Annotated in this window: 19 protein-coding genes; 13 read left to right on the top strand and 6 right to left on the bottom strand. The window is 66.0% G+C overall.

Going from position 1 to position 18,231, the window contains the following annotated elements; genetic code table 11:
* Nucleotides 1-34 precede the first annotated feature (34 nt).
* Together ACT6UX_RS15430 and ACT6UX_RS15435 are read right to left on the bottom strand one after the other, a co-directional pair.
* A complete protein-coding gene (locus ACT6UX_RS15430) occupies nt 35-466 on the bottom strand; it encodes a universal stress protein (RefSeq protein ID WP_444776039.1) in 432 nt (143 codons plus the stop codon).
* Nucleotides 467-471: 5 nt separating this feature from the next.
* On the bottom strand, nt 472-1,200 hold the full coding sequence (locus ACT6UX_RS15435; protein WP_444776040.1) for a TerC family protein: 729 nt from the start codon (nt 1,198-1,200) through the stop codon (nt 472-474).
* A gap of 139 nt (nt 1,201-1,339) precedes the next feature.
* Here ACT6UX_RS15435 and gpt point away from each other — a divergent pair, with 139 nt between their 5' ends.
* The 6 genes from gpt (at nt 1,340) to ACT6UX_RS15465 (ending at nt 8,352) form a co-directional block, all read left to right on the top strand.
* On the top strand, nt 1,340-1,843 hold the full coding sequence (gpt, locus tag ACT6UX_RS15440; RefSeq protein WP_422034328.1) for a xanthine phosphoribosyltransferase: 504 nt from the start codon (nt 1,340-1,342) through the stop codon (nt 1,841-1,843).
* Between the two features lie 73 nt (nt 1,844-1,916).
* Complete coding sequence (locus tag ACT6UX_RS15445) at nt 1,917-2,930, top strand: zinc-dependent alcohol dehydrogenase family protein (protein WP_444776041.1); 1,014 nt, start codon at nt 1,917-1,919, stop codon at nt 2,928-2,930.
* A gap of 12 nt (nt 2,931-2,942) precedes the next feature.
* Nucleotides 2,943-3,944, top strand: a complete 1,002-nt coding sequence (locus ACT6UX_RS15450; protein ID WP_444776042.1) for a Bug family tripartite tricarboxylate transporter substrate binding protein — start codon at nt 2,943-2,945, stop codon at nt 3,942-3,944.
* An 8-nt stretch (nt 3,945-3,952) separates the two neighbouring features.
* Nucleotides 3,953-5,989 carry a bifunctional aldolase/short-chain dehydrogenase gene (locus tag ACT6UX_RS15455; protein ID WP_444776043.1) on the top strand — a complete coding sequence of 679 codons (2,037 nt, stop codon included), beginning with the start codon at nt 3,953-3,955 and terminating at the stop codon, nt 5,987-5,989.
* A gap of 40 nt (nt 5,990-6,029) precedes the next feature.
* Nucleotides 6,030-7,370, top strand: a complete 1,341-nt coding sequence (locus tag ACT6UX_RS15460; RefSeq protein ID WP_444776044.1) for a tetratricopeptide repeat protein — start codon at nt 6,030-6,032, stop codon at nt 7,368-7,370.
* Between the two features lie 115 nt (nt 7,371-7,485).
* The gene (locus ACT6UX_RS15465) at nt 7,486-8,352 is read left to right on the top strand and encodes a TauD/TfdA dioxygenase family protein (RefSeq protein ID WP_444776045.1); all 867 of its coding nucleotides are present in this window, start codon (nt 7,486-7,488) and stop codon (nt 8,350-8,352) included.
* 162 nt (nt 8,353-8,514) lie between these two features.
* Here the strand turns inward: ACT6UX_RS15465 and ACT6UX_RS15470 are convergent, their stop codons facing one another.
* Nucleotides 8,515-9,168, bottom strand: a complete 654-nt coding sequence (locus tag ACT6UX_RS15470; RefSeq protein WP_444776046.1) for a glutathione S-transferase family protein — start codon at nt 9,166-9,168, stop codon at nt 8,515-8,517.
* A gap of 64 nt (nt 9,169-9,232) precedes the next feature.
* On the opposite strand from ACT6UX_RS15470, the gene ACT6UX_RS15475 reads away from it, so the two are divergent.
* From ACT6UX_RS15475 to ACT6UX_RS15490, 4 genes are read left to right on the top strand one after another with little or no spacing between them, the layout of a single operon-like run.
* Nucleotides 9,233-10,261 (top strand): aldo/keto reductase, encoded by a 1,029-nt coding sequence (locus tag ACT6UX_RS15475; protein WP_444776047.1) that lies wholly within the window; start codon nt 9,233-9,235, stop codon nt 10,259-10,261.
* Nucleotides 10,262-10,271: 10 nt separating this feature from the next.
* The gene (locus tag ACT6UX_RS15480; RefSeq protein WP_444776048.1) at nt 10,272-11,099 is read left to right on the top strand and encodes an amidohydrolase family protein; all 828 of its coding nucleotides are present in this window, start codon (nt 10,272-10,274) and stop codon (nt 11,097-11,099) included.
* A gap of 50 nt (nt 11,100-11,149) precedes the next feature.
* A complete protein-coding gene (locus ACT6UX_RS15485; RefSeq protein WP_444776049.1) occupies nt 11,150-11,377 on the top strand; it encodes a hypothetical protein in 228 nt (75 codons plus the stop codon).
* Complete coding sequence (locus tag ACT6UX_RS15490) at nt 11,374-11,739, top strand: type II toxin-antitoxin system death-on-curing family toxin (RefSeq protein WP_444776050.1); 366 nt, start codon at nt 11,374-11,376, stop codon at nt 11,737-11,739. The genes ACT6UX_RS15485 and ACT6UX_RS15490 overlap by 4 nt, the downstream gene beginning before the upstream one ends.
* 46 nt (nt 11,740-11,785) lie before the next feature.
* Here ACT6UX_RS15490 and ACT6UX_RS15495 read toward each other — a convergent pair whose 3' ends face one another.
* Genes ACT6UX_RS15495 through ACT6UX_RS15505 form a run of 3 tightly spaced genes read right to left on the bottom strand, consistent with a single transcriptional unit; the run spans nt 11,786 to nt 14,815 of the window.
* Nucleotides 11,786-12,553: an SDR family NAD(P)-dependent oxidoreductase gene (locus ACT6UX_RS15495; protein WP_444776051.1), complete on the bottom strand. Its 768-nt coding sequence runs from the start codon at nt 12,551-12,553 to the stop codon at nt 11,786-11,788.
* Nucleotides 12,553-13,023: a CHRD domain-containing protein gene (locus ACT6UX_RS15500; RefSeq protein WP_444776052.1), complete on the bottom strand. Its 471-nt coding sequence runs from the start codon at nt 13,021-13,023 to the stop codon at nt 12,553-12,555. Before ACT6UX_RS15500 ends, ACT6UX_RS15495 begins: the two co-directional genes overlap by 1 nt.
* Before the next feature lie 46 nt (nt 13,024-13,069).
* The gene (locus tag ACT6UX_RS15505; RefSeq protein ID WP_444776053.1) at nt 13,070-14,815 is read right to left on the bottom strand and encodes a flavin-containing monooxygenase; all 1,746 of its coding nucleotides are present in this window, start codon (nt 14,813-14,815) and stop codon (nt 13,070-13,072) included.
* Between the two features lie 85 nt (nt 14,816-14,900).
* Between ACT6UX_RS15505 and ACT6UX_RS15510 the strand changes: the two genes are divergently transcribed.
* The 3 genes from ACT6UX_RS15510 to ACT6UX_RS15520 are packed head-to-tail and all read left to right on the top strand — an operon-like array spanning nt 14,901 to nt 18,113.
* Nucleotides 14,901-16,040, top strand: coding sequence for an amidohydrolase family protein (locus ACT6UX_RS15510; protein ID WP_444776054.1), 1,140 nt, complete (start codon nt 14,901-14,903; stop codon nt 16,038-16,040).
* 1 nt (nt 16,041) lies between these two features.
* Nucleotides 16,042-16,890: a DMT family transporter gene (locus ACT6UX_RS15515; RefSeq protein ID WP_444776055.1), complete on the top strand. Its 849-nt coding sequence runs from the start codon at nt 16,042-16,044 to the stop codon at nt 16,888-16,890.
* Nucleotides 16,891-16,910: 20 nt separating this feature from the next.
* Nucleotides 16,911-18,113 carry a pyridoxal phosphate-dependent aminotransferase gene (locus ACT6UX_RS15520; RefSeq protein ID WP_444776056.1) on the top strand — a complete coding sequence of 401 codons (1,203 nt, stop codon included), beginning with the start codon at nt 16,911-16,913 and terminating at the stop codon, nt 18,111-18,113.
* The last annotated feature ends 118 nt before the right edge of the window (nt 18,114-18,231 follow it).

Here is an 18,231-nt window from a genome sequence, read left to right on the forward strand (position 1 = left end):
GGGCCCGCGTTCTACGCCGTCGCGGCCGAAATGGCTACTTGACGAGGGTGACCGGCACCTTGGAGTGGGCGATCACGTCCTGCGCGACCGAGCCCAGCAGCACGCCGGCGAGTCCGGTATGGCCGCGCGTGCCCATCACGACCAGGCCGGCGCTCAGCTTGCGGACGAAGTCGGCGACGACCTCGCCCTGACGGCCGACGCCGACATGCTTCTTGGCCGTCACCGAGGCCTTCTCGGCCAGTGCCACCGACGAAGCGAGGGCCTTCTCGCCTTCTTCGCGATGATAGGAATCGATCTGCTCGCGCGAGACGAAGGACGAGACGGCACCGCCGACACTCGGCTGGACGTTCAGGAGATGCAGCTCGGCCGCGCAGCCGGTGGCGACCATGTCGAGCGCGTGCTGGACAGCGCGATCGGAAGTCTCCGAACCGTCGACCGCCACGAGGATGGCACTGATCTTGTGCATGGTCGCTACTCCTTGCCCTTGGTTGCCGCGAGATCGACCGGATCGTGCTCCCGGTGCTTCTGCTTCGCCCGATGCTGGAGGAAATAGCCGACAGCGACGACCAGGACCGCGCAGCCGATCTCGAGGATCGTCTTGGCGTGCGGCGTGATCGCGGTGAGTTTGGCGGCATAGCCCGGGTCGGTGGCCAGTACCTCGCCCGCGATCCAGCCCAGCAGTGCGCCGCCGGCGATGACGATGACCGGGAAGCGGTTGAGCAGGGCCATGATCAGCGTGGCGCCGAACACGATCAGCGGAATCGAGATGATGAGGCCCAACACCATCAGTACCGTATCGCCCTTGGCGGCAGCGGCGATGGCGATGGCATTGTCGAGGCTCATCACGGCGTCGGCGATGATGATGGTACGGATGGCCGAGCCCAGCGAGCTGGCCGCCTTGACGCCGTCCTCGCCCTCTTCCTCGCCCTGGACCAGCTTGACGCCGATCCACAGCAGCAGGAGGCCGCCGCACAGCTTCAGGAACGGGATCGACAACAGGTAGTCGACGATCAGGACGAACAGAATTCGCAGCAGGATGGCGCCGCCGCTGCCGATGATGATGGCCGGCCGCTGGTGCTTCTTCTCCAGGTTCCGGCAGGCGAGCGCGATGACGAGGGCGTTGTCGCCCGACAGGATGATGTTGACCAGAATGATCTGGGTCAGACCGCTCCAGAAAGCGGGCGTCAGCTCAAATCCCATTTTTCAGCGGTCCTCGTACCATATTCTCCCGCGCGCCCTGTATCCCCGTGGCGCACGCTTCTAAGCTTCGGCCGAAGGTGTTAGTGCAGCCCTCCCGTAGGGGCAAGCCAAACCGGACAGGATCCAGGGACGAAATCGCATGGCGGGCAGTGCTGGTTACAACAGGATGTTCCCCGTCTCGTGGACGGAACTGCATCGCGACGCGCGGGCCCTGGCCTGGCGGCTGGCCGACCTCGGACCCTTCAAGGGCCTGGTCGCGATCACCCGCGGCGGGCTCGTTCCGGCCGCCATCATTGCGCGCGAACTGAATCTTCGCCTGATCGACACGGTCTGCTGCTCGACCTACGACCGCATGGAACGCGGCGCCAAGGTGGAGCTGCTGAAAGGCACCTCAGCCGAGCAGGACAAGGGCGCCGGCTGGCTGATCGTCGACGATCTGGTTGACACCGGCGTCACCGCCCGCGCCGTGCGCGCCATGCTGCCCGAGGCTCATTTCGCCACGGTCTATGCAAAACCCGCCGGCCGGCCGGTGGTCGACAGCTACGTGACCGAAGTGAGCCAGGACACCTGGATCCTGTTCCCCTGGGACCAGGAGGCCGTCATGGCCAAGACCATCATCGAACTGAAGGGCGACGCCAAGTGACGATGGCGCACCCCGCCTGCACCACCGCCATTGTGCGGGACATTACGATGTGCGCCGAACCGGGAGCCAACGAATGAAGTGCTACGTCATCCCCGCCCCCAAGGGCATCGACTCGCTCACCCTGGCCGAGCGGCCGGATCCGACGCCGGGACCGCGGCAGGTGCTGGTGCGGGTCAGGGCGACCTCGCTGAACTACCGCGACCTGCTCACCATCGAGGCGCAGTATGCACGCTCGGCGCCGAAGCCCGACCTGATCCCGCTGTCGGACGGCGCGGGCGAGGTCGTCGCGGTCGGGCCCGGGGTCAGCCGGGTCAAGGTCGGCGACCGGGTCGCGGGCTGTTTCATGCAGCGCTGGTTCGGCGGCGCCATCAGCGAGAGCGCCATGCCCTCCGCCATGGGCGGCGCGATCGACGGTATGCTGACCGAACTCGCGGTACTGGAAGAAGAAGGCGTCGTGAAGCTGCCGGCGCATCTCAGCTACGAGGAGGGCGCCACCCTCCCCTGCGCCGCCGTCACGGCGTGGAACGCGCTGGTCGAGATCGGCCATATCAAGGCGGGCGACGTGGTGCAGATCCAGGGCACCGGCGGCGTCTCGATCTTCGCACTGCAGTTCGCGCGGATGTTCGGCGCCCGCGTCATCGGCACTTCGAGTTCCACCGCCAAGGCCGAACGGCTGAAGCAGATGGGAGCCGAGGCGGTGATCGACTACAAGACGACGCCGGACTGGGACCAGGAAGCGTTGAAGCTGACCGGCGGCCGCGGCGCCGACATCACCGTCGAGGTCGGCGGCGCCGGCACGCTGCCACGCTCCTTCATGGCCACGCGCCTCGGCGGTTCGATCGCGGTGATCGGGCTGCTGACGGGCATGGCGACGCTCGATCCCATGCCGATCCTGCGCCGCAACCTCAAGGTCCAGGGCCTCTATGTCGGCAGCACGCAGATGTTCGAGGCGATGAACCGCGCCATCGAGGCCAACGGACTGAAGCCCGTCATCGACAAGGTGTTCCCGTTCGCCGAGGCCCAGGCCGCCTACCGGCACCTCAAGAGCCAGAAGCATTTCGGCAAGATCGTCATTTCACACGCCTAGGAAGCAGATCTCATGATCAAGCGTCGTCTGTTCAGCGCCGGCCTGCTGGCCGCGCCCTTCGCCCAGTCTGTTTTCTCTGGGCCCGCCTTCGCCCAGAACGCACAATCGGCCTGGCAACCGTCCGGCCCGATCAAGATGGTCGTCGCCTATCCGGCCGGCGGTCCCACCGACGTCATCGCGCGCATCGTCGCCGCCGACATCTCCGGCCCGCTCGGCCAGCAGGTCGTGGTCGAGAACGTTTCGGGCGGCGCCGGTGCCATCGGCACGCGTGCCGTCGCCAAGGCCAAGCCCGACGGCCAGACGATCACGTTCGGCAACAACCAGACGCACGGCAACAACATGTTCATGTTGAAGGAGCCGGGCTACGACGCGGTGAAGGACTTCGCGCCGCTGGCCGGCGCCGGCGCCTTCGAGCATGTCTTCGTCGTGCGCAACGACCTGCCGGTAAAGAACATCCAGGAACTGATCGCGCTCGCCAAGGCCAGGCCCGGCGAGCTGAACTACGGCTCAACCGGCATCGGCTCGGGCTCGCATCTGTCGACCGAACTGTTCATGGCGCGCACCGGCATCAAGATGACCCAGGTGCCCTATCGCGGCGCGCCGCCGCTGGTGCAGGACCTGGTCGGCGGTCGCATCGACATCTCCAATTCGACGCTGCCCAGCGTGCTGGCTCAGATCAAGGCGGGCACGATCCGCGCCATCGCCATCGGCAGCGCCAAGCGCAACCCGCAGCTCCCCGACGTGCCGACGCTCGAGGAGCAGGGCGTGACCGGCGCCAACGCCTCGTCGTGGGCCGCCTTCTTCGCACCGGCGGCGACGCCGCAACCGGCGCTCGACCGTCTGTCGGGCGAAATCATGAAGAGCCTGAAGAAGCCCGAGGTCGTCGAGAAGATCGACAAGCTCGGCTTCACCGTCGAGCCGCGCGACCCCGCGCAGTTCAAGCCCTACCAGGAGCGGGAGATCGCGACCTGGGTGAAGATCGCCAAGGATGCCGGGATCGAGCCGGGAGAATAGGCAGCGCCATGAAGAACCTCTGGTCCGACGACGACGCCCAGCAAGCCATCGCGAGCCACGCCGCCAAGGGCATCGGCGAGGACCTCGCCCTGCGGGTCTACACGACGCGCCTGCTGGGCGGCGAGCCGAAGCTGGTGCTGCATGGCGGCGGCAACACCTCGGTGAAGACGCGCATGGCCGACGTCACCGGCCAGCCGCTCGACGTGCTCTGCGTCAAGGGCAGCGGTTGGGACATGGGCACGATCGAAGCGCCCGGCCTGCCGGCCGTCCGCCTCGCCCCGCTGCGCGAGCTGGAGGGGCTGCAGGCGCTCAGCGACGAGGACATGGTCAACGTCCAGCGCGCCAACCTGCTCGACAGCAAGGCGCCCAACCCGTCGGTCGAGACGCTGCTGCACGCGTTCCTGCCCCACAAGTTCATTGACCACACCCATTCCAACGCCGTGCTGGCGCTGACCGACCAGCCCGACGGCGCCGAGCTGGCCGCCGACCTCTACGGCAAGCGCGCGGCGCTGGTGCCCTACGTCATGCCGGGCTTCGCGCTGGCCAAGAAGACCGCCGAGATCGCCAAGGCGAACCCCGACGTCGAGGGCCTGATCCTGCTGAAGCACGGCATCTTCTCGATGGGCGCGACCGCCGAGGAAGCCTATGTCCGGATGATCGATCTCGTGATCATGGCCGAGCAGCGCCTCGCCAAGGCCACGCGCAAGATCTTCCCCGGCGCCACCCTGCCCGCGAGCCCTGCGACGGCCGCCGAGATCGCGCCGATCCTGCGCGGACTGTTCTCGCTGCCGGCGAAGAATGGCGGCCGCGAAGCCACGCAGCGCTTCGTGTTCGAGTTCCGCAGCTCGCCCGAGATCCTGGCCTATGTGAACGGCAAGGAGATCGCGCGCTACAGCCAGCAGGGTCCGGTGACGCCCGACCATGCGATCCGCACCAAGAACGTGGCCTTCATTGCGCCCGCGCCGGAAGCCGGCAAGCTCGACACCTTCAAGAGCGAGGCCAAGGCCGCGCTGACCAAGTTCGCAGCCGACTATCACGCCTACTTCTCGCGCTACAACGGCAAGCAGATCACGGCGAAGAAGGAGCTCGACCCGATCCCGCGCGTGGCACTCGTGCCGGGCGTCGGCCTGTTCGGTATCGGCAACAGTTCGAAGGATGCCAGGATCGCGGCCGATCTCGCCGAGACGACGGTGGCGGTCATCGCCGACGCCGAGCGGCTGGGCACCTACGAGTGCATTCCCGAGCCCGACATCTTCGACATCGAATACTGGTCGCTGGAACAGGCCAAGCTCAGCGCCGCGGCCGAGAAGCCGCTGGCGCGGCGCATCGTCGTCGTGACCGGCGGCGCCTCGGGCATTGGTGCGGCAACGGCGGCCGCCTTCGCGCGCGAGGGAGCGGAAGTAGCGGTACTCGACCGCGACGTCTCCAGGGTAAAGGGCTTCGGCATCGCCTGCGACGTGACCGATCCGAAATCGGTGCGCGCCGCGTTCGACACGGTCGCAGCCACGTACGGCGGCGTCGACATCGTCGTCTCCAACGCAGGCGCCGCCTGGCAGGGTCGCATCGGCGACGTCGACGAGGCTGTGCTGCGTAAAAGCTTCGAACTCAATTTCTGGGCGCATCAGAGCGTGGCGCAGAACGCCGTGCGCATCATGCGCACCCAGGGGCTGGGCGGCTGCCTGCTGTTCAATACTTCCAAGCAGGCGGTGAATCCCGGCCCGGACTTCGGCCCCTATGGCCTGCCCAAGGCGGCGACCCTGTTCCTGATGCGCCAGTATGCGCTCGACCATGGCGGCGACGGCATCCGGGCCAACGCCGTGAACGCCGACCGCATCCGCACCGGCCTGCTGACGGATGACATGATTGCCCAGCGATCCAAGGCACGTGGTCTCAGCGAGGCCGACTATATGGGCGGCAACCTGCTCGGCCTCGAAGTGACGGCCGACGATGTCGCACAGGCCTTCGTTTCGCTGGCCAAGGCGGCGAAGACGACGGGGGCTGTCACGACCGTCGACGGTGGGAACATCGCGGCCGCCCTGCGATAGCGCCCGAGACAACAAGCAGCGCCGTTCCGCGGAGGGCCTCATGATCAAGGATCGGCAAGGACACGCGCTTTCGGGCACGACAACCGAGGCGGCGGCGCTCTACGAGAAGGCGGTCGAGGCGTTCAACGTCTATCACGGCGACCCGATGACCCTGCTCGCGCAGGCAATCGAGGCGGCACCGCGCTTCGCGATGGCGCACCTCCTGCAAGCCCATCTGCTCGGACTTGCGACCGAGCCGGACGCCGTGGGCCAGGCGCGGGCCGCAATCGGCGAAATCAGGAACCTCGCCCTCGATGAGCGCGAGGCGTGGCACCTCGCGGCCCTCGAGCACATGGTCGCGGGCGACTGGACCCTTGCGGCCGTGACACTCGACCGGCTGAGCATGCGTTTTCCACGCGACCTGATCGCACTGCAGGTCGGCCACCAGATCGACTTTTTCCGTGCCAATGCGCGCAACCTGCGCGACCGCATCGCCCGCGCACTGCCCTCCTGGTCCACCGACATGCCGGGCTACTCCATCCTGCTCGGCATGCTTTCATTCGGCCAGGAGGAGACCGGCGACTATCTCCGCGCGGAGGAGACCGGCCGGCGCGCGCTCGATCTTCAGCCTCTCGATTGCTGGGCCCACCACGCCGTGGCTCACGTGATGGAGATGCAAGGCCGGGCGCAGGACGGGATTGGCTGGATGGTCGCGCGAGAGCCCTACTGGGCGGGGGACGCCTGCTTCTTCAAGGTCCACAACTGGTGGCACCGCGCATTGTATCATCTCGACCTCGGTCAGAGAGACCAGGTGCTGGCGCTCTATGACGGCGCGATCCGAAAGGACAAGAGCGTCGTGGCGCTCGACATGGTCGATGCCAGCGCGCTGCTGTGGAGACTGCACCTGGTGGGCCATGACGTGGGCGATCGCTGGATTGAACTCGCATCGGCCTGGGATGCGCACGCCGACGGGAACACCTATCCGTTCAACGACTGGCATGCCGTCATGTCCTATCTCGGCGCCGGCCGGCAGAAGGACGTGACGCGACTCGCGATGGCCTATCGTGAGAACGAGCCGGCCGTGAGCGAAAGCGCCAGCTGGGGACGTGCGACGGCATTCCCGCTGATCGAGGCTTTCGGCGCCTTCTGGAACGGTGATTATCGCGCCGCGGTCGAACTGCTGCATCCCGTGCGCTTCATCGCCAACGCCTTCGGCGGAAGCCATGCCCAACGCGATGTCATCGACTGGACGCTGACCGAGGCCGCCCTGCGCGGCAACATGCGCGACGCCGCCGAGGCGATCGCCCATGAGCGGCTGGCGCTCAAGTCCCACAGCCCGGTCAACCGGGCATTCCTCGCCCGGGCTCGCGACGCCGGTTCCGCGCAGATGCCGACGGCCTGACACGCGACCGCCGGGACGGGGCGGCGGTTTCGCGCGGCCGCCCTGCAGGAAAGGCGTTTCTCGACATGGCCCGCCATGTTCATCTTGGCGAATGCAGATCGAACCTCTCCAGCAAATGCAGCCCCTGTTCGCCGCCCGACTGACCGGCCTCGATGCGACGCGGCCGCTGACACCGGCCGATGTCGCGGCGTTCGAGGCCGGCATGGACAAGTATGCCGTGCTCGTCATGCCCGGTCAGGACATGACCGACGAGCAGCAGCTCGACTTCACGCGCAATTTCGGCCCGCTGCAGGTAGCCGCCAACACGGGCATGACCGCGGCGGACATGCGCCTGCACGATGCCTTCGCCGACGTCTCCAACCTCGACAAGGAAAACAGGAAGCTGGAGCGCGACGATCGCCGTCGCATGGCCGCGCTGGGCAACCGGCTGTGGCACTCCGACGCCACGTTCCGCATCGTGCCCGCGCGCTACTCGCTGCTGAGCGGCCGCATCGTGACGCGCGACGGCGGCAACACCGAATTCGCCGACATGCGCGCCGCCTACGACGCGCTCGACGACGCGACCAAGGCCGAGATCGAGGATTTGGTCTGCGAGCACTCGCTGATCTATTCACGCGGCCAGCTCGGCTTCACCAACTTCACCGACGAGGAACGCCACCGCATGAAGCCGGTGCTGCACAAGCTCGTGCGTACCCATCCGGTCACCGGCCGCAAGTCACTCCTTCTCTCGGCCCATATCGGCGCCATCGTCGGCTGGCCGCGGCCCGAGGCGATGGCCTTCATCCGCGACCTGATGGAACATGCGACGCAGCCCGAGTTCGTCTACGTCCATCGCTGGACGAAGCATGACTTCGTGATCTGGGACAACCGCACGACCATGCACCGCGTCCGCCGCTTCGACGATCTAAACATCGTCCGCGACCTGCGCCGCACCACGACCATGAGCGAAGGCCCGACGGTCGAGGGGCAGCAGGCGGCTTAAAGACCTACCCGCCCGGCTTTCCGAACCAACATCACCTCATCCTGAGGAGGCCGCGCAGCGGCCGTCTCGAAGGATGGGCAACAGGCATGGTGCTCGTGCCCACCCTTCGAGACGCGCTCCTGTGGAGCGCTCCTCAGGGTGAGGTGGTTTCTTGGCAATCGCTTAGCGCCCCTCAATCTCCGTATCCTTCTTTGGGATCAGATCGTAGGGCAGCGCGAAGCCCGGCAGTGCCTTGATCCGGTCGCGCCAGGCCGCGAGGTTGGGCCGCGAATCGATCGACAGGCCGCCTTCGTGGGCGAAGACCATGCGGCCCCAGCAGCCGATGTCGGCGATCGAGCAGGCATCGCCCACCAGCCATTCGCGGCCGGCCAATGACTTGTCGGCGAAGTCGAGCGCGGCTTCGGCGCCGGGCCGGAAGTAGTTCACGATGTCCTGCGACACATCGGGACGGAAGCGCGCGAAGTGGCGGACCCGCGCCACATTGGAGATGGCGTCGTTCTCCCACGACAGCCACTCGCGCGCCTGCCAGCGATGCTGTTCGGACTTCGGCTCGAAATGGCCGGTGGTGCGCGCCAGATAGTCGAGGATCACGTTCGACATCACCAGCGTCAGGCCGCGATGTTGCAGCACCGGCACCTGGCCGTAGCGGTTGATCGCGAGATGCGCTGCTTCCTTCTGCACACCGTTCTTCAGATTGACCGTGCGGAACGAGAACGGCAGGCCCGAGAGCGCCAGGAAGAGCATCGGCTTGTAGCTCGAGCTCGACGTGAAACTGCCGTGCAGAACGAGGCGCTCGCTCATTGTCTCCGGTGGCATGGTCTCTCCTGTGGCGTTGACCCGAGGCAATTCGTACTCTCGCGCGTCCTCGGAGGAAACGAACATGACAGCGCTCAAGCGCCGGAAGGTCGGGAAAACGAAACTCGAAGTCACCGAGATCGGGCTCGGCGGCGCGCCGATGGGCGGTTTCCGCGCCACCATTTCCGATGCGGAGGCGGTGCAGATCACCAACGACGGATACGATTCCGGAATCCGCTACTTCGACACCTCGCCCTTCTACGGCTATGGCCGCAGCGAGCTGCGCATGGGCGCCGCCCTGCGCGAGAAGCCGCGCGACAGCTATGTCCTGTCGACCAAGATCGGCCGCATCCTGCATGTGAGGAAACCGGGCGAGGTCTTGCCGAAGGACTTCCGCGAGAACGGCCTGCCGGGCTTCGTGCCGACCTTCGACTACACCTACGACGGCGTGATGCGCTCGCTGGAGCATTCGCATCTCCGGCTCGGGATCGACAGGATCGACATCGCGTTGGTCCACGACGTCGATTTCTGGACGATCAGGGATCGCGCGATCCTCGACGAGCGCTTCAAGACGGTGATGGACTCGGGCTTCCGCGCATTGGACGAACTGCGCAAGGCCGGTGTCATCTCCGCGATCGGCGTCGGCATCAACGAGAGCGACACCAGCACGCGCTTCATCAAGGCCGGCGACTTCGACTGCATGCTGCTGGCCGGCCGCTACACCCTGCTCGAACAGGGCGCACTGGAGGAGTTCCTGCCGGAGTGCACGAAGCGCAGCGTCTCGGTGATCCTGGGTGGGCCGTACAATTCCGGCATCCTGACCGGCAACGTTAAGACCGGCGCGACGCACGACTATGTCGCGGCACCTCAACATCTCGTCGAGAAGGCGCAGAAGATCGAGGCAGCGTGCCAGCGGCACGGCGTGCCGCTCGGCGCCGCGGCGATGCAGTTCCCGCTGTTCCACCCCGCTTTCTGCTCCGTCATTCCCGGCGCGCTCAGCGTCGCGGAGGTGAAGCAGAACGTGGCCTACATGAACGTGAAGATTCCGGTCGAGCTGTGGAGCGAGCTCAAGAGCGAAAAGCTGCTCGACACCGCGGCGCCGACCCCAAACTGAGGAAACCGACATGAAGATCGTCGACGCGCAGATCCACATCTGGTCGCAGACCGTGACGCCGCCCTCGGGCCTGCATCGCAAGGTCGAGAGCTTCACCGCCGAACAGGCCTTGAAGGAGATGGACGAAGCCGGTGTCGATGCGGCCCTGATCCATCCGCCCTACAGCTGGGATCCGACCTCGAACCAGCTCGCCCTCGATGCCGCGCAGAAATATCCCGACCGTTTCGCGGTGATGGGCCAGTTCCCGCTGCAGGACCCCGAGAGCCGCAATCGCATCAAGGGCTGGCGCGACCAGCCCGGCATGATGGGCCTGCGTTGGGCGTTGTTGCAGCCGGCCGAGCAGAAATGGCTGAACGACGGGCTGCTCGACTGGGTGTGGCCGGCCGCCGAGAAGGAGGGCATCCCGGTCGCCACCATGGGCGGCATCTTCCCCGACAAGTTCCGCGAGATCGCCGAGAGGCACCCCAACCTCAAGATGATCGTCGACCATTGCGGCCTCAACCGCCACGGCCAGGACGAGGAGGCCTTCATCCATCTCGACAAGCTGGTGGCGCTGGCCAAACTGCCCAACGTCGCGGTCAAGGCAACCGGTGCGCCGCATTATTCGACCAAGGGCTATCCGTTCCGCAACATCCAGGACGGGCTGCACCGCATCTTCGATGCCTTCGGCCCCAAGCGCTTCTTCTGGGGCACCGATATCACCCGCATGCAGTGCACCTACCGCCAGTGCGTGACCTTCTTCACCGAGGAACTGCCGTGGCTGAAGGGACGCGACCTCGAGGACGTGATGGGCCGCGGCCTGTGCGAATGGATCGACTGGAAGCTGAAGTTCGACTGACCGAATCTCCATCTTGATGTATCATGATGCATCAAGATGGAGGTGCAAACATGGCTGCTACCCGAGAGAAATTCGCGACCCAGGTCAATGCAAAGACGCTGGCGGCCGTACGACGACTGGCCGAGAAGGAGGGCCGCCAGCTTCAGGCTCTCGTCGATGAGGCGCTTATCGACCTGCTCGAAAAGCGCCGCCTCGGCCGGCCGCGCGCCCACGTCATGGAAGCGTACCAACGGAGCCATGCGAAGTATGCCGAACTCTACAAGAAGCTGGCGAAGTGAAGGATTACCTCACGATCGCGGACGTGCTGGCGATTCACGATGACCAGATAGATCGATACGGTGGATCGCACGGCTTGCGTGATCCCGGCCTTCTCGAAGCGGCTCTGTTCCGGCCGCAGACCGGCTACTATGCCGATCTTGCCGAAGAGGCAGCAGCACTGTGGGAAAGTCTCTCGCAGAGCCACGCTTTCATCGATGGCAACAAGCGCACGGCTTTTGCCGCGATCTATACCTTCCTTGCCATCAACGACGTCGAATTGAACGTGCCCGCCGATGAAGCTTACGCCTTCATCGCGAATCTCCATGAGACTGGTAACTTCCGCTTCGATGAACTCCTGAAATGGCTCCGGATGAAAATCTGAACCAACCACTCGCCGAGTGAATTCGCCGGAACGATTCGTTCAGGCGTCAGGCCATGTAGCCGCCGTCGATGATCAGCGGACTGCCGATCACATAGGACGCGCCGTCCGAGCAGAGCCAGAGCACGCTCGCTGCAATCTCGTCGGCGGAGGCGATCTTTCCGCGCGGTGTCTGGCGCAGGATCTCGGCCTTCAGCTTCGGATCCTTCAGGTATCGGGTGATCGCGGGCGTGTCGACCCAGCCCGGACAGATCGCGCCGATGCGCAAGCCCGCCTTGGCATTCTCCAGCGCGGCACTCCGCGTCAGGCCGATCACGCCGTGCTTGGCGGCGGAATAGGCCGCGCCGCCGGGAAACGGATAGCCGCGCAGCCCGTCGACCGAGGCATTGTTGACGATCACGCCATGGCCCTGCTCCAGCATCAGCGGAATCTGGTAACGCAGGCAGAGAAAGGCCGAGGTGAGGTAGCCGTCCATTGTCTTGCGCCAGCCGGTCTCGTCGCCGCTTGCCACCGGGCCGACATAGCCGCCGCTGCCGCCATTGTTGAACGCATAGTCGAGGCGGCCGTGCTTCTTCGCGATCGCGGCGCAGAGCTTCGCGACGTCCTTGCCTTTCGAGACGTCGCAGGCGATCCACGACACGTTCTCCCGCTCGGCGCCCTTGATGGTCTTGAGCGCGGTCTTTGCCCGGCTCTCGCTGCGGCTGGCCAGGATCACGGTGGCGCCCTCGCGCGCGAAGGCGGCGACGGTCGCCAGGCCAATGCCGCTGCTGCCGCCGGTGACGAGCGCCACCTTCCCCTTCATTTCCGGGTAGGGCATCAGCGCTTCACGATCTGACCGCGAATTTCGCCGTCGGGATATTTCTCGGTCATCACGTTGACATACCAGAGACCGCCCAGGACTTCACGGGCCTGTTGCTCGGTGAGAGTCACGCCGTCGTTCATGGTCGAACGGTCGGCGTAGAACGGGATATCGATGGGAACGACCTGCACGGCATTCCGGTCGGGCGCCACGGGGCCGTAGAGGCCGACCTGGCGCACCGGCCCGCTCAGGCGCACCAGGTTGATCTTGTACTCCAGCACCTTGGTCGAGGGCCGGTAGGTGGCTGCGAAGTAGCCCTCGCCCTTGCTGTCGGTCGCCGGCACCTCGCGCGCACCGCTCAGGTCCGCGCGCAGGTCGGTCTTCGGCAGGTTGGGCTCGCCCATGTTGAACGAGCAGGCCGAGGCCGCGAGCAGCGGCCCGAGGGACAGGCCAAAGGAGAGGATCGTGCGGCGGGACGGGAGGCTCATGGTTTCTAGTCTACGTCGCCAATCGCGCCGGCGTCCCCGCCCTCGATCACGCTTTGTGATGCACCGGGCCCTGGCCGTACACCGGCGTCGGCAGGCCCTCCTGGCGCGCCTTGAGCTGCAGCGACAGGAAGATCGAGTAGAGCCGCGACTGCATCAGGTTGCCGCCGTGGAACCACAGGTTCTCCTGCGCCGTCGGCTTCCACATATTGCGCAGCTCGCCTTCCCAGGGGCCGGGATCCTTGGCGGTGTCGGAGCCGAGGCCCCAGCACCTGCCGACCTTGTCGGCGACCTCGGGCGAGATCAGCGCGGCTGCCCACTGGTTCATCGAGCCGTAGCCGGTCGCATAGACGACGAGATCGGCCTTCAGCTCGGTGCCGTCGTTCAGCACCACCGAGTCCTCGGTCAGTCGCTCGATCTCGACACCGGACTTGAGCTTGATGCGGCCGTCGGCGATCAGCTCCGAGGCGCCGACGTCGATGTAGTAGCCGGAGCCGCGCCGCAGATACATCGGGCCGATGCCGGTATTGTCCTCGCCGAAGGTCAGCTTGAATCCCGCCTTCTCCAGTCGCGCATAGAAATCCGCATCGTCGTGCCGGATCTGCTCGACCACAGGCTGCATGGCGCTTGGCAGCGCGCCGTACGGCATCGACGCGACGGTGAGGTCGGCGATCTCGGTGGTGATGCCGGACGCCACCGCCTCCTCCGAATAGAGCGGCCGGTTGCGCGCCAGCGTATCGGCGCGCACGACCAGGGTCGGCGAGCGCTGCAGCAAGGTGACGTCGGCGCCGTGCTCCCACAGGTCGGCGGCGATATCGTGCGCGGAATTGTTCGAGCCCACGACGACGCATGTCTTGCCGGCCCAGCCTTCGCCGCCGCGATGGTGGCTGGAATGATGCTGCTTGCCCTTGAAGCGGTCGGCGCCGGGAAAGTTCGGAATCTCCGGGAAGCCCGACATGCCGGTCGCGATCACGAGCTGCTTCGGCGTCAACGTCGCGTCCTTGCCGTCGCGTTCGACGACGACCGTCCACTCGCCCTTCTTCTCGTCGAACGACGCGCTCTTGCACGTGGTCGACGACCAGTAATCGAGTTCCATGATCTTGGTGTAGGACTCGAGCCAGTCGCCCATCTTGTCCTTGGGCGTATAGACCGGCCAGTGATCGGGGAACGGCAGGTACGGCAGATGGTCGTACCAGACCGGATCGTGCAGGCAGAGCGACTTGTAGCGATTGCGCCAGGCGTCGCCCGGCCGCGGGTTGCTGTCGACGATCAGGGTCGGAACGCCGAGCCGCTTCAGGCGGGCGCCGAGCGCGATGCCGCCCTGACCGCCGCCGATCACCAGCACGTAGGGCTGGCGGTCGTAGCCCAGCTCCTTCGCATCGGCCTTGCGGCGGTCGGTCCAGGTCACGCGATCCTTGAAGGCCCCGTGCTGCGTGCCATTCTCGCGCGACGGCCCCTTCTTCTCCTCGAAGTCCTTCAGCTCCATCAGCGCGGTGAAGAAGGTCCAGGCCTTGCCGTCCTTCAGACGAACATGCCCCGTGCCGCGGCCCTGCGCGGTCTCGAAGGTGAACCAGCCCGGCCGCCCTGCGGGTTTGAAGGAGTCGGGCTTCACATCGCTGAGGCGCGCCTTGAGCATGTCTGAAATCGCAGAGCGGCTCTCGAGCGTCACGATGTTCCAGGTGAACGCGACGAGGTCGCGCCAGTAGCATTCTTCGTCAAACATCGCCGTCGCAGCATCGATGTCGGATCGCTTCAACGCGGACGCAAATTCGGTAAGCCACTCGGTCTCGGTCATTGTCATCCCATTGCGACGGACATGCAGGCGGCGCACTCTAGAAGAAGGACGAGTCCAGAGGAATGGGCGCCCGGGAGGACCAACGATGAAATACGACGTGATTTCCGCGGATGGACACATCGACCTGATCTGGCTGCCGCCGGATCTCTTCACCAGCAACGCACCCGCATCGATGAAAGCGCGCATGCCGCATGTCGTCGATGGCCCCAAGGGACCCGAGTGGACGAGCGCCAACGGCGCAAAGTTCGGACTGGTCAACGGCATGGGCTCGGCGGGACGCGAATATGTGCCGGGCATCATCCACCGCTCCGACCGCATGGCCTCGACCGGCCTCTACAGCGACGGCAAAAAGGGCATCCGCCGGCTGACCGAGGTCGACCATCGGCTGAAGGACCAGGATCGCGACGGGGTGCAGGCCGAGGTGCTGTACGGCGTGCTGGGATCGAGCGGCCGGCTGAACGATCCAGAGGCCGCGATCGTGATGCTGCGCATCTACAACGACTGGCTCCACGATTTCTGCCAGCAGGCACCCGATCGTCTGGTCGGCCTGGCCAACATCCCGAACTACGACATGGAAGAGTCGGTCGCCGAGGCGATGCGCTGCGCCAAGCGCGGCGTGAAGGGACTCGATATCGCCAACCGCCCCGACATGACGCCGCTCTGGGACCCGTTCTGGGAGCCGCTGTGGAAGTTCGGCCACGAGACCGGCATCCCGCTGCATTTCCATACGATCGGCGGCCGCTCACCCGACGTCGCCAGGTTCACACCCGAAATCCAGCGTCGCATCTTCGCCGTGCACATCACCGGCTTCCAGATGCACATGAGCACCATGCTGATGGGTCTCATCTACTCGGGGGCGCCCGCGCGCTATCCCAACCTCAAGATCGTGATCGGCGAGGCCGGGCTCGGCTGGATCCCCTATGTGCTGCAGCACATGGACCTCGAATGGGAGGACCAGTTCCAGGACCTCGACCTCAAGATGAAGCCGTCGGAATACTGGCACCGGCAGTTCTACGCGACCTACCAGACCGACCCGGTGGGCATCGAGCTGCTGCGCCATCTCGGCGAGGACAATGTCATGTGGGGCTCGGACTACCCGCATCCCGACGGCATCTGGCCCGACAGCCAGGAGTTCCTGGCCAGGGAACTGACCGGCGTCTCGCCCGAGGTGAAGCGCAAGATCGTGCGCGACAATGCGGTGAAGCTCTACGGGCTCGCGCACTGATATGAGTCGGGAGAGCGGAGGCGCGCGCACCGCCCTCCTGATCGTCTTCGCAATGCTCGCCTTCGCCGGCAACTCGCTGCTCTGCCGTGTCGCCCTGCGCGACACGTCGATCGACGCCGCGACGTTCACGTCGATCCGGCTCGCCTCCGGCGCGCTGCTTCTGGCGATCCTGCTCCGCGCGCGAGGAAAGCGGCCGACCGCGGCGGGAAGCTGGCCGATGGCGGCCATGCTGTTCGGCTATGCCGTCTGCTTCTCCTTCGCCTATCGCGACCTCACCGCCGCGACCGGCGCCCTGCTGCTGTTCGGCGCCGTGCAGCTCACCATGACGGCCTACGGCCTGTTCTCCGGCGAGCGGCTGCAAGGCTTGCGGCTGGTCGGCGTCCTGGTGGCGATCGCCGGCCTCGTCTGGCTGCTGCTGCCCGGCCTCTCCGCACCGCCCTACCTGGCCGCGGCGCTCATGCTGGTGGCGGGTCTCGCCTGGGGCATCTACTCCCTGCTCGGTCGCAAGGCCGGCGACCCGACTGCCGCGACCGGGGGCAACTTCATCCGCGCCGTGCCCTTCGCTGCTGTCATCAGTCTGGCTGCAGCCGCGGAGGCCAGCCCCGATCCGATGGGTCTGTTCTATGCCGTCGTCTCGGGCGCCGTGACCTCGGGCCTGGGCTACGTGCTGTGGTACGCCGCGCTTCCGGCGCTCACCGCAACGTCGGCCGCCACAATACAGCTTTGCGTGCCGGCCATTGCCGCCCTGGGCGGCGCGGTGCTACTCGCCGAACCGATCACCGCCCGGCTGCTGCTCGCCTCGGCGGCCATCCTGGGCGGCATCGCGCTCACCATTCGCAAGAAGAGCTGAAGCTAGGTCTGAGGGGATACATGTTCGAGGTTGCCGATCGTCTGAAGAACGTGAAGGTGTCGGCCTCGGCCGCGATGACCCGCAAGGTGCGCGATCTGCGCGCCCAGGGTGTGAAGATCGTGGGCCTGTCCTCGGGCGAACCCGATTTCCCCACCCCGGCCCATGCCATCGAGGCCGCGCATCAGGCGGCACTGGCGGGCGACACCAAGTACCCGCCGCAGGACGGCGTGAAGTCGCTCAAGGAAGCGATCCAGCGGAAGTTCAAGCGCGACAACAATCTCGACTATGCGCTGGACGAGATCATGGTCTCCAACGGCAGCAAGCAGATCATGTACGACGCGCTGATGGCCAGCGTGAACCCGGGCGACGAGGTCATCATCCCGGCGCCCGGCTGGATCTCCTATGCCGACCAGGCGGTGATCGCCGGCGCCAGGCCGGTCTCGGTCTCCTGCCCGGAAAACAACCAGTTCAAGCTGCGCGCCGCCGATCTCGACGCCGCCATCACGGCGAAGACCAGGTGGGTGGTGCTCAACTTCCCCAACAACCCGACGGGCGCGGTCTGTTCGCCGGCCGAGATGCGCCAGATCTGCGACGTGCTGCTGAAGCATCCCCACGTGCTGGTGATGGCCGACGACGTCTACGAGCACCTGGTCTACGGCGACGCGATATTCAGCACCGTGGCCGAGGTCGAACCGGCCCTGAAGGACCGCACCTTGACGGTCAACGGCGCATCGAAGGCCTATGCCATGACCGGCTGGCGGGTCGGCTTCGCGGGCGGCCCGCGCGCGATGATCGCGGCGATGACCAACATGCAGGGTCAGATCGGTTCCGGCATCTCGACGATCGGCCAGGCCGCCGCTACCGCCGCACTGAACGGTCCCCAGGAATTGCTCAAGGAACGCGCCGCCGACTACCAGAAGCGACGCGACGAGGTCGTGGCCATGCTGCGGGCCGCCAAGGGCGTCACCTGTCACATGCCGGAGGGCGCGTTCTACGTGTTCCCCAACATCGCGGGCTGCATCGGCAAGACGACGAAGGGCGGCAAGCGGATCGCCAGCGACACCGACTTCGTCACCGCCCTGCTCGAGGAGAAGCACGTCGCCACGGTCCAGGGCGCCGCCTACGGGATGAGTCCCTATTTCCGGATTTCCTACGCCACCGACATGGCGAGCCTGCGCGAGGGCTGCACGCGTATCCAGGAATTCTGTGCCGACCTGCATTGAAGATTCCGTCGTCTCGACCGAAGCCGAGCGCAGCGAGGCGTAGCGGAGCAACCGTCTTGTTTTCAGGTGGGTCGCGGCTGCTGCCATTGAGTGCCATCTCTGACGACGGCGTTTAGCG

The sequence above is a fragment of the Reyranella sp. genome (assembly GCF_052439685.1).
In the GTDB taxonomy this organism is placed as follows: domain Bacteria; phylum Pseudomonadota; class Alphaproteobacteria; order Reyranellales; family Reyranellaceae; genus Reyranella.

Bases quoted from the DNA above. Each gene is read 5' to 3' on its own strand.
- ACT6UX_RS15430 (WP_444776039.1), bottom strand. From the start codon at position 466: ATGCACAAGATCAGTGCCATCCTCGTGGCGGTCGACGGTTCGGAGACT.
- ACT6UX_RS15435 (WP_444776040.1), bottom strand. From the start codon at position 1,200: ATGGGATTTGAGCTGACGCCCGCTTTCTGGAGCGGTCTGACCCAGATC.
- gpt (WP_422034328.1), top strand. From the start codon at position 1,340: ATGGCGGGCAGTGCTGGTTACAACAGGATGTTCCCCGTCTCGTGGACG.
- ACT6UX_RS15445 (WP_444776041.1), top strand. From the start codon at position 1,917: ATGAAGTGCTACGTCATCCCCGCCCCCAAGGGCATCGACTCGCTCACC.
- ACT6UX_RS15450 (WP_444776042.1), top strand. From the start codon at position 2,943: ATGATCAAGCGTCGTCTGTTCAGCGCCGGCCTGCTGGCCGCGCCCTTC.
- ACT6UX_RS15455 (WP_444776043.1), top strand. From the start codon at position 3,953: ATGAAGAACCTCTGGTCCGACGACGACGCCCAGCAAGCCATCGCGAGC.
- ACT6UX_RS15460 (WP_444776044.1), top strand. From the start codon at position 6,030: ATGATCAAGGATCGGCAAGGACACGCGCTTTCGGGCACGACAACCGAG.
- ACT6UX_RS15465 (WP_444776045.1), top strand. From the start codon at position 7,486: ATGCAGCCCCTGTTCGCCGCCCGACTGACCGGCCTCGATGCGACGCGG.
- ACT6UX_RS15470 (WP_444776046.1), bottom strand. From the start codon at position 9,168: ATGCCACCGGAGACAATGAGCGAGCGCCTCGTTCTGCACGGCAGTTTC.
- ACT6UX_RS15475 (WP_444776047.1), top strand. From the start codon at position 9,233: ATGACAGCGCTCAAGCGCCGGAAGGTCGGGAAAACGAAACTCGAAGTC.
- ACT6UX_RS15480 (WP_444776048.1), top strand. From the start codon at position 10,272: ATGAAGATCGTCGACGCGCAGATCCACATCTGGTCGCAGACCGTGACG.
- ACT6UX_RS15485 (WP_444776049.1), top strand. From the start codon at position 11,150: ATGGCTGCTACCCGAGAGAAATTCGCGACCCAGGTCAATGCAAAGACG.
- ACT6UX_RS15495 (WP_444776051.1), bottom strand. From the start codon at position 12,553: ATGCCCTACCCGGAAATGAAGGGGAAGGTGGCGCTCGTCACCGGCGGC.
- ACT6UX_RS15500 (WP_444776052.1), bottom strand. From the start codon at position 13,023: ATGAGCCTCCCGTCCCGCCGCACGATCCTCTCCTTTGGCCTGTCCCTC.
- ACT6UX_RS15505 (WP_444776053.1), bottom strand. From the start codon at position 14,815: ATGACCGAGACCGAGTGGCTTACCGAATTTGCGTCCGCGTTGAAGCGA.
- ACT6UX_RS15510 (WP_444776054.1), top strand. From the start codon at position 14,901: ATGAAATACGACGTGATTTCCGCGGATGGACACATCGACCTGATCTGG.
- ACT6UX_RS15515 (WP_444776055.1), top strand. From the start codon at position 16,042: ATGAGTCGGGAGAGCGGAGGCGCGCGCACCGCCCTCCTGATCGTCTTC.
- ACT6UX_RS15520 (WP_444776056.1), top strand. From the start codon at position 16,911: ATGTTCGAGGTTGCCGATCGTCTGAAGAACGTGAAGGTGTCGGCCTCG.